Origin of the sequence: Actinomadura sp. KC06 (assembly GCF_004348735.1) — a bacterium.
Classification (GTDB): domain Bacteria; phylum Actinomycetota; class Actinomycetes; order Streptosporangiales; family Streptosporangiaceae; genus Spirillospora.
This window is the reverse complement of sequence record NZ_SMKT01000085.1, coordinates 1-15,549: the sequence shown is the minus strand read 5'-3', so window position 1 is coordinate 15,549 and position 15,549 is coordinate 1. Positions and strand designations below refer to the sequence as shown.

The 15,549-nt window shown below is 72.4% G+C and carries 17 protein-coding genes and 3 tRNA genes; 3 read left to right on the top strand and 17 right to left on the bottom strand.

The window, feature by feature from the left end:
- Nucleotides 1-23 precede the first annotated feature (23 nt).
- Entirely contained in the window at nt 24-1,628 is a 1,605-nt protein-coding gene (locus E1287_RS25290) for a DAK2 domain-containing protein (protein WP_243719427.1), read from the bottom strand.
- 235 nt (nt 1,629-1,863) lie between these two features.
- Here E1287_RS25290 and rpmB point away from each other — a divergent pair, with 235 nt between their 5' ends.
- The gene (gene rpmB / locus E1287_RS25285; protein WP_030164391.1) at nt 1,864-2,058 is read left to right on the top strand and encodes a 50S ribosomal protein L28; all 195 of its coding nucleotides are present in this window, start codon (nt 1,864-1,866) and stop codon (nt 2,056-2,058) included.
- Between the two features lie 103 nt (nt 2,059-2,161).
- Here rpmB and thiD read toward each other — a convergent pair whose 3' ends face one another.
- From thiD to E1287_RS25270, 3 genes are all read right to left on the bottom strand, one after another.
- Nucleotides 2,162-2,986 carry a bifunctional hydroxymethylpyrimidine kinase/phosphomethylpyrimidine kinase gene (gene thiD / locus E1287_RS25280; RefSeq protein WP_131967546.1) on the bottom strand — a complete coding sequence of 275 codons (825 nt, stop codon included), beginning with the start codon at nt 2,984-2,986 and terminating at the stop codon, nt 2,162-2,164.
- A 62-nt stretch (nt 2,987-3,048) separates the two neighbouring features.
- Entirely contained in the window at nt 3,049-3,972 is a 924-nt protein-coding gene (locus tag E1287_RS25275) for a cellulose binding domain-containing protein (protein WP_131967545.1), read from the bottom strand.
- A 100-nt stretch (nt 3,973-4,072) separates the two neighbouring features.
- Nucleotides 4,073-4,996 (bottom strand): thiamine-phosphate kinase, encoded by a 924-nt coding sequence (locus E1287_RS25270; RefSeq protein ID WP_131967544.1) that lies wholly within the window; start codon nt 4,994-4,996, stop codon nt 4,073-4,075.
- 143 nt (nt 4,997-5,139) lie between these two features.
- Between E1287_RS25270 and E1287_RS25265 the strand changes: the two genes are divergently transcribed.
- Nucleotides 5,140-5,373 carry an Lrp/AsnC ligand binding domain-containing protein gene (locus E1287_RS25265; RefSeq protein WP_131967567.1) on the top strand — a complete coding sequence of 78 codons (234 nt, stop codon included), beginning with the start codon at nt 5,140-5,142 and terminating at the stop codon, nt 5,371-5,373.
- Nucleotides 5,360-5,818, top strand: coding sequence for a DUF3515 domain-containing protein (locus tag E1287_RS25260; protein ID WP_243719426.1), 459 nt, complete (start codon nt 5,360-5,362; stop codon nt 5,816-5,818). Before E1287_RS25265 ends, E1287_RS25260 begins: the two co-directional genes overlap by 14 nt.
- 27 nt (nt 5,819-5,845) lie before the next feature.
- Here the strand turns inward: E1287_RS25260 and E1287_RS25255 are convergent, their stop codons facing one another.
- The 13 genes from E1287_RS25255 to E1287_RS25200 all read right to left on the bottom strand — a co-directional run bounded on the left by E1287_RS25255 (nt 5,846) and on the right by E1287_RS25200 (nt 15,299).
- On the bottom strand, nt 5,846-6,397 hold the full coding sequence (locus tag E1287_RS25255; RefSeq protein WP_131967542.1) for a nuclear transport factor 2 family protein: 552 nt from the start codon (nt 6,395-6,397) through the stop codon (nt 5,846-5,848).
- Nucleotides 6,397-6,591 carry a ferredoxin gene (locus E1287_RS25250; protein WP_131967541.1) on the bottom strand — a complete coding sequence of 65 codons (195 nt, stop codon included), beginning with the start codon at nt 6,589-6,591 and terminating at the stop codon, nt 6,397-6,399. The genes E1287_RS25255 and E1287_RS25250 overlap by 1 nt, the downstream gene beginning before the upstream one ends.
- A complete protein-coding gene (locus E1287_RS25245; RefSeq protein WP_131967540.1) occupies nt 6,588-7,928 on the bottom strand; it encodes a cytochrome P450 in 1,341 nt (446 codons plus the stop codon). The genes E1287_RS25250 and E1287_RS25245 overlap by 4 nt, the downstream gene beginning before the upstream one ends.
- Entirely contained in the window at nt 7,925-8,707 is a 783-nt protein-coding gene (locus tag E1287_RS25240; RefSeq protein ID WP_131967539.1) for an SDR family oxidoreductase, read from the bottom strand. Before E1287_RS25240 ends, E1287_RS25245 begins: the two co-directional genes overlap by 4 nt.
- A 2-nt stretch (nt 8,708-8,709) precedes the next feature.
- Nucleotides 8,710-9,906: a cytochrome P450 gene (locus E1287_RS25235; RefSeq protein WP_131967538.1), complete on the bottom strand. Its 1,197-nt coding sequence runs from the start codon at nt 9,904-9,906 to the stop codon at nt 8,710-8,712.
- Nucleotides 9,907-9,961: 55 nt separating this feature from the next.
- Complete coding sequence (locus E1287_RS25230; RefSeq protein WP_243719425.1) at nt 9,962-10,546, bottom strand: TetR/AcrR family transcriptional regulator; 585 nt, start codon at nt 10,544-10,546, stop codon at nt 9,962-9,964.
- Between the two features lie 53 nt (nt 10,547-10,599).
- Entirely contained in the window at nt 10,600-11,556 is a 957-nt protein-coding gene (locus E1287_RS25225) for a hypothetical protein (protein WP_165969171.1), read from the bottom strand.
- A gap of 3 nt (nt 11,557-11,559) precedes the next feature.
- The gene (locus E1287_RS43945) at nt 11,560-12,174 is read right to left on the bottom strand and encodes a hypothetical protein (protein ID WP_165969172.1); all 615 of its coding nucleotides are present in this window, start codon (nt 12,172-12,174) and stop codon (nt 11,560-11,562) included.
- Between the two features lie 109 nt (nt 12,175-12,283).
- A tRNA-Tyr gene (locus tag E1287_RS43940) sits at nt 12,284-12,368 on the bottom strand.
- Between the two features lie 50 nt (nt 12,369-12,418).
- Nucleotides 12,419-12,491: transfer RNA gene (locus E1287_RS25215), tRNA-Leu, on the bottom strand.
- 5 nt (nt 12,492-12,496) lie between these two features.
- Nucleotides 12,497-12,570: transfer RNA gene (locus tag E1287_RS25210), tRNA-Leu, on the bottom strand.
- Nucleotides 12,571-12,791: 221 nt separating this feature from the next.
- Nucleotides 12,792-14,252 carry a protein kinase gene (locus E1287_RS25205; RefSeq protein WP_131967535.1) on the bottom strand — a complete coding sequence of 487 codons (1,461 nt, stop codon included), beginning with the start codon at nt 14,250-14,252 and terminating at the stop codon, nt 12,792-12,794.
- Nucleotides 14,253-14,426: 174 nt separating this feature from the next.
- On the bottom strand, nt 14,427-15,299 hold the full coding sequence (locus E1287_RS25200) for a hypothetical protein (RefSeq protein ID WP_131967534.1): 873 nt from the start codon (nt 15,297-15,299) through the stop codon (nt 14,427-14,429).
- Nucleotides 15,300-15,549 lie beyond the last annotated feature (250 nt).

The window sequence follows — 15,549 nt, the reverse complement described above, 5'->3', positions numbered from 1 at the left end:
GGGCGACGGGCATCAGGGGATGTTCACTCGATGCCGATGAGGAGCGGGTACCGTTCCTGGCCGCCGTCGTAGACGCCGACCTCCACGTCCGGATGGGCGTCGCGCAGATGCCCTTCGAGGACGGCGGCGAGGCCGGGCGGCGCGTACAGGCCGATGATCAGCGTGGCGAGTTCGCCGCCGCCGGACAGCATCCGGTCCAGGACGTGCCGCGCGACCTCCGCGACGCCCGCGCCGATCGTCACGACGTCGCCCTCGATCAGGCCGAGGACGTCGCCCGGCTGGCACAGGCCGACGCTCGTGACCGCCTCCTGCGCGGCGACCTCCAGGTGGCCGAACCGGGTGGCGCCGGCGGCGCGGGTCATCTCGATCACGTCCTCGGCGAAGCGGCGCAGCGGGTCGTGCACCGCGAGCGCCGCCATCCCCTGGACAGACGCCTTGGCCGGGACGACCGCGATGCGCGCTCCCGCCTCGCGGGCACGTTCCGCTGCGGCCTCGGCGAGGGAGAGGACCTCGGGCTCGTTCGGCAGGACGGTCACCTCGTCGCCCGCCGCGAGGATCGCCTCCGCGAGGACGGCGAGCGGCGGCGCCGCGCCCGGGTCGCGGCGGACCACCTGCGCCCCGCATTCCTCGAAGAGCGCGGCCAGCCCGTCGGCGGCGGTGACCGCGATCACCGCGCGGCCGGTGTGCGGCGCGTGCGGCTCCCGCGCCCCGGCGTGCAGGTAGGTGACACGGATCCGGTGCGGACGCCCTGCGGCGAGGCCCGCCTCGATGGCCGCGCCCGCGTCGTCCACGTGGACGTGAACGTTCCAAAGCCCGTCGCCGCCGACCACGACCAGCGAATCACCGAGGCGGTCGAGCTTCTCGCGGAGGGTGTGGACGGCCTCGTCCTGCGCGTACAGCAGGTAGATGACCTCGTAGCCGGGACCGTTCCGCGCCTCGGACCGTTCCCGCACCGGATCCGGCGCGCCGGGGGTGCGGGCGGGCACCTCGTAGTGGTCGGGGTACTCCTCGGTGAGCTCGGCGACGAGCGCGTCGAGCACCACGCAGAGCCCGGCCGCGCCCGCGTCCACGACGCCGCTGCGCGCCAAGACGTCCAGTTGGGCGGTGGTGCGGTTCAGTGCGTCCCGGGCCCCACCGGCGGCGGCCCGCGCCGCCTCGGTGAGGTCGGTGGCGGACGATTCCGCGGCCGAGGTGCATGCGGAAGCGGCGGCGTCCAGGACGCTGAGGATCGTTCCCTCCACGGGATGTTCCACGGCTCCGCGGGCCAGGCCGGACGCGTGCTCCAGCGCTCTCGCGAACACGGCCCCGTCGGGCGGCGCGTCCAGCGGGCCGAGGACGTCCGCCAGGCCGCGGAGCACCTGACTCAGGATCACGCCGGAGTTGCCCCACGCGCCCAGCAGCGCGCCCCGCGCCAGCGCACGCCAGGTGTCCGGGACGCCCGCGCCGTCCGGAAGCTCGTCCAGCGCGTCCGCCGCCGCGAGCACGGTCAGGTGCAGATTGGTGCCGGTGTCGCCGTCCGGGACCGGGAAGACGTTCAGCGCGTCGATCTCCGCCCGGGTGCTGCCGAGCGCTTCCGCGGCGCCCCTGCACCACCGCCGGATCGCCGCCATGTCGAGGACTTCGCCCACGCCCCGCCCCTCTCAGCTTTCGCCCGACTCTTCTGTACCGTGTAAGGGGCGTCCTGGGGAAGCGGTAAAGCCGGATGTTTCGCGAGCCGATTCGCCTATCCGACGGGCCGTCGGCTACTCTGATCCGTGCGCCTCGTCCGAGGCGCTCGTCAGTGAGCGCCCATGATGCCCGGCTCGCCCGCAGCGGCGACGGGCGGCGCTCCGGTCAGAGTTTCGACACCACTTGGAGTTTCCCGTGGCTTCCGTCTGCGACGTCTGCGGCAAGGGACCCGGTTTCGGCATGCGCGTCTCCCACTCGCACCGCCGCACCCCGCGCCGCTGGAACCCCAACATCCAGCGCGTGCGCGCCGTCGTGAACGGCAGCACCAAGCGGATCAACGCCTGCACCTCCTGCATCAAGGCCGGGAAGGTCGTCAAGCCGACGGTCTGAGCGCCGCCGGGCAGAGCTTCGGCCGGCTCATCGGGTAGGCCCGGTGAGCCGGTTTTTGCGCGTCCGGGGGGCCGGGCGTCCCGCGCCGGTGGCGACGCCCACGTCAGGTGCGGTGGCGCCAGCCGTGGTCGACGGGGCCGATGCCCGCGCCGAGCGGGAAGCCCGCCGCGATCGCGCCCGTCACGTACTTCTTCGCCTTCGCCACCGCCGCGGGGACGTCCTCGCCGAGCGCCAGGTGCGACGCGATCGCGGACGCGAGCGTGCACCCGGTGCCGTGGGTGTGCCGGTTGTCGTGCCGGGGCGCGGTGAACCGGTGCTCGCGCTCCCCGTCGAACAGCAGGTCGGCGGGCTCGCCCGGCAGGTGCCCGCCCTTGATCAGCACCCACCGCGGGCCGAGCGCCTTGACGGCCTCGGCCGCCTCGCGCAGGCCCGCCTCGTCCACCACCTTGACGCCGGTGAGCTGTTCGACCTCGTAGAGGTTGGGCGTGACGACGGTCGCGGCCGGCAGCAGCGCCGAGCGGACGGCCTGGACGGCGTCGGGCGCGAGCAGCGAGTCGCCGTGCTTGGACACGCCGACGGGATCGACCACGGCGGGCGCGTCCGAGGCGGCCAGGGCCTCCGCGACGGTCTCGACCAGGGCCGTGGACGCGAGCATCCCCGTCTTGATGGCGTGGACGCCGATGTCGGACAGCACGGAGTCGAGCTGGGCCCGCACCGCCTCGACCGGCAGCTCCCAGTAGCCCTGGACGCCGAGCGAGTTCTGCGCGGTGACGGCGGCGATGACGCTCATCCCGTGGACGCCGAGCGCGAGCATGGTCTTCAGGTCGGCCTGGATGCCGGCGCCGCCGCCGGAGTCCGAGCCCGCGACGGTGAGCACGAGCGGCGGGGCCTGCCGCAGGGACGGGACAGCGGACGGGGAATGCGTCATACCGTCCACTTTATGGCTTCATGCCACCCGGACGATCTCGGGCGACCGGGCCGGGGGACGTCTCAGACGAACGCGCAGGGCTGGCTGTTCAGGACGCACGCGGACGGCTTGGACGCGGCGCCCCGCGCGGCGAACACGATCTGCACCTTCGCGCCGGGCGCGATGCTAGTGCGTCCGCGGACATAGGCGACCCTGCCCGTCCTGACGACGGTGGCGCCCTTGACGGCCGTGACGGACGCGCCGGAGATCTTGAACGCGAGCGCCCACCTGGTGACCGGCCGCGGGCCGTTGTTGGCGATCGTGGCGGTCGCCTTAAAGCCGCCGGGGCTCTTGGACGCGACCCGGAACGCGATGACGAGGCCGTCGGTACGGCCGGCGCCGCGGCTTGCGCGCTCGTTCTTCTCGCGCTGGGAGACCTGGTTGTCCCTGGGGTTGGTCTGCGTGCTGTCGTGCGGCGCGCCGCCGGCGAAGTTGAGGGAGATCTGCTGCGTGCTCAGCGCGTAGGCGACGATCCCGACCGCGATGACGAGCGCGACGATCGGCAGCAGCGGGACGGGGAGCACCGAGAGGAACTTGAACGGCCCGCCGCCCGGCCCGGACGCCTCGGCGCGGGCCTCCGGGTCTCGCTGATCCGGCATGTCGGGCGGCGAGAGCGGCTGGGACGGCTCGTAGGAGCCGAACGGATCGAACGGGTCTTCGGGAGCGGTGGCGGGGTGGAGGCTGGGAGCGCCTGGATAGTCACCGGGATAGTCGCCTGGGAGAGGGTCGAACAGCGGCCGGGCCGGAGGGCCGTGCGTGCGATCGACGTCGGGCGGCGGGCCCGTCGAGATGCGATCGTGCGGCGACACGTAGACGCGGTCGTCGGTCGGGCCGGAGAAGGCGTCGAAGGACGTGTCCGGCGGAGCGCCGTAGAACGCACCCTGGGACGCGGCGGCGTCCGGTACGGGTTCGTCGTCCGGTTCTTCGCGCCTGGTGTGTCGTCCCATCCCATCCCTCTTCGATCAGAGGATGTATACCAAACCCGTACCAACCGTGCCTACAGGATGCCCCAACGCGCACGGGTGGACTCGCTGCGTGCATGCCGTCTCACGTCGGGAAATGGTCCCACGCTCCGGCCGGCGGTTCGCGTCCGTCCACGCGCACTCCCGCCCCCTCTCCGACGCTCCCGATCACCGTCCAAGAGGAGGGCAGGACGGCGTTCGGAGGGAAGGTTCCGGCGAAGGCGTGGTCCTCACCGCCGGTGAGCGCGTGCCGCAGCCCGTCCGGGCCGAGGATCTCCGGGACGGGCACGGCGGACGAGTCGACCTCGATCCGGACGCCGCTCGCGTCCGCGATGTGCCCGAGGTCCTGGACGAGCCCGTCGCTGACGTCCAGCAGCGCGGTGGCGCCGTGCGAGCGGGCCTCCTCCCCCGCCGTGTACGGGGGCTCCGGACGGCGGTGTGCCGCGATCAGCTGAGCCGGCCCGTCCCGCCCTTCGGTGAGCAGTGCGAGCCCCGCGGAGGCGTGGCCGAGCCGCCCCCGGACGGCCACGACGTCGCCCGGACGCGCCCCGGACCGGGTGAGCGGAGCCGCGCCGCCCAGATCCCCGAGCGCGGTGATCGCGAGCGTGACGATGCCGGGCGCGCCGACGACGTCGCCCCCGGCGACGGACGCGCCCGCCGCGCGGCATTCGTCGGCGAGCCCGTCGTAGAGCAGTTCGGCCCATTCCGCCTCGGTGGCGGGCGGGGCCGCGAACCCGACGAGCAGCGCCGTGGGACGGGCGCCCATCGCGACGACGTCGGCGAGGTTCTGCGCGGCGGCCTTGCGCCCGATGTCGTAGGGGCCCGACCAGTCGCGGCGGAAGTGCCGGCCCTCCACGAGCAGGTCGGTGGTGGCCACGACACGCCCGTCCGGCGCGGCGATCACGGCCGCGTCGTCGCCGGGGCCGAGCCGCACGTCCGGACCCTGCGGGAGCCGCCGCGTCAGCCGGGCGATCAGCCCGAATTCGCCCACGTCCCCGATCGTGCCCATCCGCCCCGTCCGCGCCGTTTCTCGTACTTTGACCGTGCCGTACGCGCCCGCCCAGGGCGCGCCCGCCCCCGGCCACGCGCGGCGGCGCGTAACACGATACGGTGAACCGTCCGACGGTTGAATCTCCGCCCGGGGAGGACGTGATGGTGCAGGCCTACATCCTCATCCAGACCGAAGTCGGCAAGGCGGCCGAGGTGGCAAGCCATATCTCCGGCATAACGGGTGTCACTCTGGCGGAGGACGTCACAGGTCCCTACGACGTGATCGTCCGAGCGGAGGCGCGCAATGTCGACGAGCTCGGCAAGCTCGTCGTCGCCCAGATCCAGGCGGTCGAGGGCATCACCCGCACTCTCACGTGCCCGATTGTCCACATCTAAGCTCCCCTTGCTGGTGGCCGGGCTGGCCCTGATAGCCGGCGCGTGCGGCGACGGCGCCGTCCAGGTCCAGGTGCCGCAGCCGGACGCCGCCGCACGGCGCCTCTGCGAGGGCCTGCGCCTCCCCGAGAAGGTGCACGGGCAGAAGCGCCGCGACACCTCCCCGAGCTCGCCGCTGACCGCCGCCTGGGGATCGCCGCCGATCGCGCTGCGCTGCGGGGTGCCGCGTCCCGCGACGCTCCATCCCACGTCCCAGCTGGTGACGATCAACCGGGTCGACTGGTTCGGGCAGCCCGCGAACCGCCCGGTCACGTTCACCGCCGTCGCGCGGCAGGCGTACGTCGAGGTGACCGTCCCGCCCAAGTACAACCCGGCCGGGGACGTGCTCATCGAGCTCGGCCCGCTGATCGAGGCGACGATCCCGCAGAAACCCGAAGGCCAGATCTGACCGCCCCGGCGGCCGTCCGAGCGCCGATCACCAGATCGGGACGGGGCTCTCCCCACGCGCGTAGTACCCGGGGACCGGCTCGCCGGACGACCCCCGGTCCAGCCGCCGCCGCATCCCGTCCGACAGCACGTCCGCCTTCATCATCTCCACGAACACGGACGTGACGTTGCCGAGGTCGAACCAGTCCCGCTGCCACGACCACTGCCGGTTCCCCGCGTACCGGAACCACGACCCGCCGATGCCGGGGACCTCGTACGGCGTCCCGTCGGGGCGGCGCGCGTCCGCGACCTGCTTCCAGAACCCGACGACCTCGCCGCTGCGCTCGTCGACCAGGACGCTCTGGTACGGGTACGTCCACCCGTCGAGGCCGCCCATCTCCGAGCCGAGCGCCAGGTCGCGGATCTCGTCGCGGCCGACCGCCATGAAGTCCTGCGCCGGGCCGAGGTTCCAGCCGTAGGTGGCGTCCTCGGTGTAGAGGTCGGCGAGCGGGCGCCAGTCGCCGGCCTCCTCGCAGCGCCGGTTGGACTCCAGCCAGTGCTCGACCATCGCGTCGAGCTCTTCGCGGGGGAAGGAGGGCATCACGTCTCCAGCAGTCTGAGGGCCTGGGTCGGGCAGTAGCGGACGGCCGCGGTCACCTCCGCGCGCCGGTCTTCTGGCGGGTCGGCGTCCAGGACACGGACCTTGCCTTTGGCCGGAACCTCGAACACGTCCGGGGCCTCCAGCTCGCACATGGCGTGCCCCTGGCACAGATCGAGGTCGGCCGCGATCCTCACCGGCGCCTCCTGCGGTAGCGGACGGCGCACGGCTGCGCGAGCTGGACGACCATCTTCGAGTGGTCGTCGCGGTAGGTCTCCGGAGGCTGGGCGGGCTCGAACTCCCAGTCCCGCAGCAGCACCGAGAAGATGGCCTTGAGCTGCATCATCGCGAAGTTCGCGCCGACGCAGCGGTGCCGTCCCGCGCCGAACGGCACCCACGTCCAGCGGTTGAGGAGGTCCTCCTCGCGGGGCGCGGCGTAGCGTTCGGGACGGAACGCGTCCGGTTCGGGGAAGTCGGCCTCGATCCGGTTGGACACGGCGAGGCTGCAGCCGACCATCGTCCCGGCGGGGATGCGGTGGCCGACCACCTCCTGGTCGGTCTTCGCGACCCGCAGGAGCAGGATCAGCGGCGGATGCAGCCGCAGCGCCTCCTTGATCGCCGACTCCAGGGCGGGGATCGCGCGAAGGGCCTGGAAGGAGACCTCGCGCCCGTCGGCGTACAGGGCGTCCAGTTCGCGGACGACGCCGTCCAGCACGCCGGGATGGCGGAGCAGCTCGATCAGCGTCCAGGCGGCGGTGCCGGACGTGGTGTGGTGCCCGGCGAACATCATCGAGATGAACATGCCGGTGACCTGGTCGGCGTCGAACCGCGGCCGCCCGTCCGCGTCCTTGACCGACAGGAGGACGTCGAGGAGGTCGCGGTCGTCCTTCGGCGGGTCCGGGGGCCGCGCGTCCATGATCCCCTGGACGAGCCCGACCAGCGCCGCGCGGGCCGCGTCCCGCCGCCGGAAGCTGTCGATGTCGGCGTACGGGTCGACGTAGGCGAGCGCGTCGGTGCCGCGTTCCAGGTCGTGGTACAGGTCGGCGAACCGCCGGTCGAGCGCCGCGCGGAACTTGCGGCCGATCAGGCACGCCGACGAGGTGTAGATCGTCAGCTCGGCGAAGAAGTCGAGCAGGTCGATCTCGCCCTCGTCGCCCCATCCGGCGACCATCCGGTCGACCTCGGCGGCGATCGTCGCGGCGTGCCCCTTCAGGTACGAGCCCTTGAGCGCCTGGTTGTGCAGGGCCTCGCGGCGCTGCTCGGGCGTCGCGTCGAACACCACGCCCTCCCCGAAGATCGGGGTCATGAACGGGTACGCCTCGGCCTGGTCGAGCTCCTCGTCCGGGGCGCGGAAGAAGAACTCGTTGGCCTCCGCGCCCGACAGCAGCACGACGCGCCGCCCGGCGAGCCGGAACTCGCCGACGTCGCCGCACTCGTCCCGGACGCGCCGCATCAGCCCGATCGGGTCGGAGCGCAGCTCCTCCAGATGGTCGGGCCCGCCCGACACGACGCGCGGCTCCACCAATGCGGTCACTGTGCCTCCTCCAGGGGCGCTTCGGGCTGAATTTCGACCAGGGAGAGATGCGAGCCGCGCGGCGTGGACACGACCGCCGCGATGGCGGCGGCCACGTCCGAAGGGCGGAGGAAGTAGGGATGCCGCGCCGCGCCCCACTTCACCCACTCGTCCAGGACCTCGCCGGTCGTCCGCGCGTCCCAGCCCATCCCCATGCCCGTCGTCGTGGGCCCGGGACGGACGATCGACGCCCGCACACCCGTCCCCTCCAGCTCCATCTGCATGGCCCGCGCCATGCCCTCCACACCGTTCTTGGACGCGACGTAGGCGCCCATCCGCGTCCTGGGCACGCGCACGACGTCCGAGGAGACGAACACCACGTCCCCGCGCCGCCGCGCCACCATCCCCGGGACGAACCGTGAGACGAGCCGGTGCGCACCGACGAGATGGACCTGCACCTGCGCGGCGAACTCGTCCGGGTCCAGCTCGTGGATGCGGGCGGCGTCCAGATCACCGGCCCCGGAGACGACGACCTCGGCGGGCCCGAGCGCGTCCTCGGCGGCGGACGCGAACGCCTCGACGGACCCGGTGTCACCGACGTCCAGCGGGTGCGCGACCGCCTCTCCCCCGCCGGCGCGGATCGTCGCGGCCAGCTCCTCGCATCTCTCCAGCCGCCGCGCGCCGAGCGCGACCGGATGCCCGGCCGCCGCGAGCGCCGTAGCGGTGGCCGCGCCGATCCCGGACGACGCGCCCGTCACCACGGCCGGACGCCGCTCGGGATGCGGATCGAACCTGGGCATGCCTACCGCACCTCGACCCGGACGGGCAGGGCGGCGAAGCCGCGGACGTTCACCGAGTGCACCCGCACCGCGCCCGCCTCGTCGACCTCGTAGGACGCGACGCGCCGCACGAGCTCGGTCAGCGCGATCCGCGCCTCCAGCCGGGCCAGGTTGGCGCCCAGGCAGAAGTGCCGCCCGCCGCCGAAGCTGACGAGCCGCGACGTGTCGCGATCGAGGTCGTAGGCGTCGGCGCGCTCGAAGACGCGCGGGTCGCGGTTGGCGGAGCCGGCCAGCAGCAGCACCCGGTCGCCCTCGGGAATCCGCCGTCCGTGCAGCTCGACGTCCTTCGCGACCCTCCTGGCCAGCATCTGGCTGGACGTGTCGTACCGGAGCGTCTCCTCCACCCAATCGTCCACGCGCGCCGGGTCGCCGAACGGTTTCGCGACCTGCGCCGGGTTGCGCGCACCCCAGTAGAGGGCGTTGGCGAGCAGCTTGGTCGTCGTCTCGTTCCCGGCGACGACCATCAGGAACAGGAACGCGATGATCTCGGTGTCGGCCAGCCGGTCGCCGTCGATCTCGGCGTCCAGCAGCGCCGACGTCAGATCGCCGGACGGCCTGCGCCTGCGCGCGGCGACCATGTCCTGGTAGTAGCCGGCGAGGGTGAGCGCCGCGTCCATCCCGGCGGGCGGGACGTCGTCGAGCCCCTCCTCCCGGTGGACGACGGCGTCCGCGAGCCGCCGCACCTCCGCCCGGTCCGCGTCCGGGACGCCCATCAGCTCGGAGATCACGTCCATGGGCAGCAGCCCGGCGAAGCCGGACACGAAGTCGAACTCGCCCTTCTCCAGCGCGGGCTCCAGATGCCGCCGGGTCAGTGCGAGGATCCCGTCCGCCAGCTCCTGGACCCGGCGTGGCGTGAAGCCCTTCGAGACGAGTGCCCGCATCCGGGTGTGCCGCGGCGGGTCGAGCGCCAGGAACGACATCGTCCGGTGCGCGTGCGGGCCCCAGGCGCTCGGCTCCACCGAGACGCCGTGCGAGCTGGAGAACGTCGCGTGGTCACGGAACGCCGCGGACACGTCGGAGTGCCGGGACAGCGCCCAGAAGCCGATCTCGTCGTTGCGGTACAGCGGCGCCTCCTCGCGGAGCCGCGCGTAGAACGGGTAGGGATCCTCGTGGACGGCATAGTCGAACGGGCTGTACGAGACCTGCGCGGCGGTGCCCACAGCTGCTCCCTCGTCAGTCGGCCCTCGTCGGTCGGCCCTCGTCAATCGGCACTCGTCAGTCGGCGGGGTCGGGGAGGATCAGCTCCGCCATCTCGGCGAGCCGGTCGGCCATGCGGGCGTAGGACGTGTAGCCCATGCCCGCGTGCACGAGCGCGCCGGTGTAGGCCAGCTCCAGCGCGCCGAGGATCTTCGGATCGTCGTGCTCGCGCAGCGCCGCCCGCAGCCGGTCCCGGATCGCGACGCCGATCCGCACCCGCAGCTCGCGGACGTCGGGGTCGGTGCCGAGCAGCGCGGTGGTGCAGGCCGCGGCGAGCTCGGGCTCGTCCGACACCAGCAGCGCGATCTCGCGGAGGACGGCCACGACCCGTTCGCGGAGCGTCCCGTCGGCGTCCACCTGCGGCAGCGCGCTGAGCCGCCGCCAGAACACCTCGGTGATCAGATGGTTCTTGGACGCGAAGTAGGTGTAGGCGGTGGCAGGGGCGACCCCGGCGCGCCTGGCCACGTTGCGGACGGTCAACCCCTCGTAGCCGGTCTCCCCGACCTCCGCCACGGCGGCGTCCGTCAGCCGCCGGACGGTGTCGGCCTGCCGCTCGGTGAGGCGGCGGCGGGTGGGCTCGGTCGTCAGCTCATTACCGGACACGTGTCCAGACATTAGTTCAGCGCGGGGTCGGATGCAACGGCCGGGGAGCGCCGTCAGGGAGCCAGATCGACCCGGACGTCCTTCGTGGAGTCGGGAAGCAGGATGACCGTCGCGCCGTTGTGGCGCGTCCAGCCGGCCGGGAGCAGGAACCAGCGGCCTCCCACGTGCGCGAGCGTGCGCAGGCCGTTGTAGCGGTAGCCGAACGCGGCGTCCTTGGCGCCCAGCTGCACCACTCCGACGCCGGGTCCGGTGATGTGCAGGCGCTCCCGGGTGTACACGATCGCCTGGGGGCTGGTCGGCAGCGACAGCTCGATGGCGCGGGCCGCGTCGAGGCCGTGCTGCTGCGCCGTGTTGGCCGTCGCCCAGAAGGCCGCGATCAGCGCGAGCGCGATGAGCAGCAGCCGCCGGACGGCCCGGGTGGACGCGAGCATCTCCGACCACCCGCCCCGCGCCACGCCGTACCGGGTCGCGGCCTCGGCGACGTACTCCAGCAGCAGGGTCCCGGCGCCGAGCGCCGCGGGCGACAGGTAGGGCCCGCTGACGGCGTCCTCGGCCTGCCGGTGCAGGCTGACCGCGCCGATCGTGAGCAGAGTGAAGGCCAGGGTCGTGAGGAGCACGCACACCAGCAGCCGCACGCGATGGGACGCGCCGCGCATCAGATGGACGAGGAGATGGTGGGCGATGAGCGCCCCCACACCGAAGACCATCACGGACGCCAGCGGCGAGAACACCGGGCCCGCGCTCAGGACGAGGTAGTCCGTCGTCGTGAACCCGACCGTGCCGAGATCGATCCCGAAGTAGGCGAAGAGCGCCCGTTCGCGCACGTAGCCGAAGTAGTAGAGGATCGCCGTCAGCACACCGGTGGACGCCAGCACCCGTCCGGCGATCTCGACGACCCGTCCGATCGCCTGGTCCCCACCGGACGGCGCGTCACCCGCCTCGGCGGGCTGCTCGGCGGGCTGCTCGGCGGACGGCTCGGCGGGCCGTTCGGCGGAGGGTTCGGCGGGCATCGGTCAGGTCCCGCCGGGGCCGGGGCCGTCCTCGTCGGGCGGGCCGTCTCCCGGGCTGTCCGGCTGGGGCTCCGGAGTGATCTCGGTCTCGCCGCTCGGCCCCTCGGGCGTCGGCGACTCACCGCCGGGCGACGTCGACTCCCCAGGCGGTGACTCGCCGCCGGGCGACGCCCCGGGCGGTTTCGTCGCGGCGACGTCGAAGAACTCCGTCCTGGTCTTCACCCCGACCCGCAGGCACACGTTCCCCTCCCCGCCCGCGCACATGGAGCTGTCCTTGATCTCGACGATCCCCGCCGGGTTGTGGCTCGTCTCGCGCGCGATCATGCAGGGCGAGTCCGGCCGGCACGGCCGCTGGTTCTTGAACTGCTCCCGGATGGACCGGGCGCACGGATCGCCGCCCGCGTCCGTGATCTCGACCGCCTCGCGGCACGCCGCCGCGATCTCCTGCAGCTGCGCTTTGGAGATGCGGGTCTGCGCCAGGTCCGTCGCCTGGGGCTGGACGTCGCCGCCGACGGCCAGGCCGCTCGGCTGCATCGGCAGGGGCGTGGTCGCCAGCGACGCCTCTTCGCCCTTGCCGCATGCCACGGCGCAGAGCAGCAGGATCAGTCCGCCGATCACGTGTCCTCGCCAAGACCCCATGCTCGCCCCCCGTCATGACCTGGTGACCCCGCGCATGCGCGCCTATGAGTTCCCCCAGGTCAGACCGTGAAACCGAGCGAATCAACGGTGAGGCGGGTGGGATTCGAACCCACTCAGCGCGATGGCAACCGGGTTACAGCCGGACCCGACTCTCCGAACGTCGGCGCCGCCTCAAGCACGGACCGCCAGGGCCCGCATCACGCGACCACCGCGGCCGCGCTCGTACCTCCGGAGGGATTCGAACCCCCAGCGCACAGCACCTCATGCTGCCGTCTCTGCCGTTGGACTACGGAGGCATGCGTGCGGCTCCCGGGAGTCGAACCCGGAACATCCACTTCCTGAGAGTGGCCTCTCTGCCTGTTGGAGTAGAGCCGCGAGAAGATTCGCGAGGGGCGTCACTCGCGGCGGCTCGACCGGAAGATCGTCAGGAGACGGGATACCGGCCGGGGCGGGCGCGCGACGCCGAGGGCAGTCGAAGTCGATACTGCTCCAGAGCCATGGCCGGTCCTCCTCTCAAAGCCTCGTGTCTTGGACGGGCTGACGTCGTCCACGGTGCCAGCACCCGGGAAACCGCCGCAACGCATTTTCCGGGGGCGTCAGGCCTCGTCCGGGAGGGCCGCGCCGAAGGCGACCATCGCCCAGAACGCCACCATGACCCAGCCGAGCGCGATCCCGGTCACCGCGAGCCCCAGCCCGCGCTCCCCGGAGCGCCGCAGCCGCGCCCACGCCATGTGCCCCGCGATGATCGCCGGGATGGACGGGAGCCCGCACGTGATCAAGCCGACCGCCCCCATGGACACCGCGTAGATCGCGAGGCTGTTGACGGGCCGCTTGGCGTGCGGATGATGTGCGGCGGCAGCGGCCTGGTAATGGTGCCCGGACGCCGCGTACGGCGACTGCGCCGGATAACCGCCGTAGCCCGCGGGCTCCCGGTAAGCGGCACCGCGGGCGGCGATCGCGTCGGCGTACCGGCTCCACGTCTCCGCCTCGGCCGTGCGGCCCTGCCCGTTCAGCAGCATGGCCAGGTTGCGCATCGCGGCCGGGTCGCCGGCCTGCGCGGCCTGCCGGTACTGCCGTTCGACCAGCGCCTCCGCTTCCCCCGCGGCGAGCGCGGGCCCCTGGAACCCCCCGGCGCCATGCGTCCGCTGCTGCCCAGGAGCCTGCGTCGAAGACTGCACGGATTGTGCGGGTTGCGCAGGTCTTGCGGGTTGCGCGGAGGCTTGCGTCCGAGGCCGGTCAACGGTCTGGGCGGGTTGCCGGACGCCGCTGGAGATGAGCCCGTCCAGCAGGGACTGGGCGGACGGCCGCCGCGCCGGGTCCTTGGCGAGCGCCGAGCGGACGGTCTCGAGGAGCGAGCCGTCCAGCCCGCTCAGGTCCGGTTCCCCGCTGATGATCTGGTGGATGACCGCCGGAAGCGAGGCGCCGTCGAAGCACGGCCCGCCGCGCGCCGCGAACGCCACCGTCGCGCCCCAGGCGAAGACGTCGGACGCCGGTGTCGCGCCGCGTCCGTCCAGCTGCTCGGGGGCCATGAACGCGGGCGTGCCGACGATGCCGCCGGTCGCGGTGAGGCGCGTCCCGTCCAGGGAGCGGGCGATGCCGAAGTCGATGACCCGCGGCCCGAACGTGGACAGCACCACGTTGGCGGGCTTCAGGTCGCGGTGGACGACCCCGGCGTCGTGGATGGCGGTCAGCGCGGTCGCGATGCCGACCGCGACGGCCTCCAGGTCTGCGCCCCGAAGCGCGCCGTCCTTGGCCACGGCCGCGTCCAGGCTCGGCCCGTTCACGAACTCGGTGACCAGGTAGGGCGGATCGGCGGCGGGGTCGGCGTCCAGGACGGGCGCCGTGCAGAACGGCCGCACCCGCTGCGCCGCCGCGACCTCCGCCTCAAAACGCGCGCGGTACTGCCGGTCGGCGGCGAACTCGCGCCTGATCACCTTGATGGCGACCTTGCGTCCCGACCCGTCCAGCCCCGCGTACACCGTGCCCATTCCGCCCTCGCCGAGCCGGTCCACGACCCGGTACGGGCCGATGCGCTCCGGCAGGCCGCCATGCGACACGGGACGTTCTCCTCAGGGTGGGGTACAGCCCCCCAAGCCTGGCACATCCGACCGCCGCCCGTAGCCGAAGAGGCACCCGGCCTCACCTCAGCTCCGCCGCCACCGTCCCCGCCACGATCTCGGCCGTCACCTGCAACGGCCGGACCCTTCTGGCCGTGAGCACTCGTCGAAGTCCTAGTCGAAGACGTCGGCGGCCTTGTGCGCGGTGATCGCCCGGTCCAGCCAGGCGTCCAGCTGCTCGACGTCCGTGCAGCCCACGATTCGCTCGCGCTGCTCGTCGGTCACCGCGATGCCACGCTTCTTCAGAACGCGTAGCACCGCCCCGGCGATCCCCTCGACCTTACCCTCGGCCTTTCCCTTGGCCGCCGCCTCGCTGAGGAACTCGGAGTAGGAGTACTGCGATTCCGTATTCATCTTCATATCCAGGGCCTTTCGCGCAGCCTCGGGAAGAACTGCGATCAGATGGTTATAGTACCGTTTGAAGCGTTCGTCGCCTCGCTCCGCCATCAGGTTCGTGGTGTCGAAGCCGGCCTGGACGACCTCCTTCTGATGCTCTCCGTCGCCGTGGAACAGGGCGGAGAGAACTCCCAGAGCGGGGTCGGCGGCGATCTCCTCGGCGTTCTTGAGCAGGGGAACGTGGTCGCGGCTCAGGACGAGCGGGGTCAGCGTGTGCCCCGGATGTCCGGTATCGATCGCGGTGGCGCACCACTCGGCGACCTTGGGATCCGGGGCGATCACCAGGAGGACGGTGGGGCAGCGCTGGCGGTTGCGGAGGGTCGCGAGGTAGAGCGGCCACGTCCAGCGTTTGTCGTCGGCCTTCTTGCGCTGGACCTCGACCACCACGCCCGTACGGCCGCGGGCGGTTTCGAGGATGACGGCCGCGTCGGCCCTGTACTCGTTCGTTCTGTGGTCGGTGAAGGACTCTGAGACGTCCCGGGCCTGCCGGATGTCCGGCAGATGGACGCCCATCTCGGTGAGCAGTTCCGCAGCGAGCATGGGGGACCAGCGGAAGAGTTCAGCCGAGACGTCGTGCTCCTGTGTCGGCATACGGAGACGGTATCCATGTTCGAGCTGGTGCGTTTGATTTTTCGACGAAATTGTCGAACGTGGGCTGCGTCACGCCGCGAATATGAGTGATTCGTTTATTTCTTGCTTGGGGTATTAAGTCGGGATGTGGGGGGTGCCGTTGCGGAGGGGTGGGAAGCGGAAATTGGCGGCTGTTGTGGTGGCGGTCATTCGGGTGATGTCAGCTTCGGGGAGGGGTTCGGTGGCGTCGTCTATGAGGACTTCCCAGCGG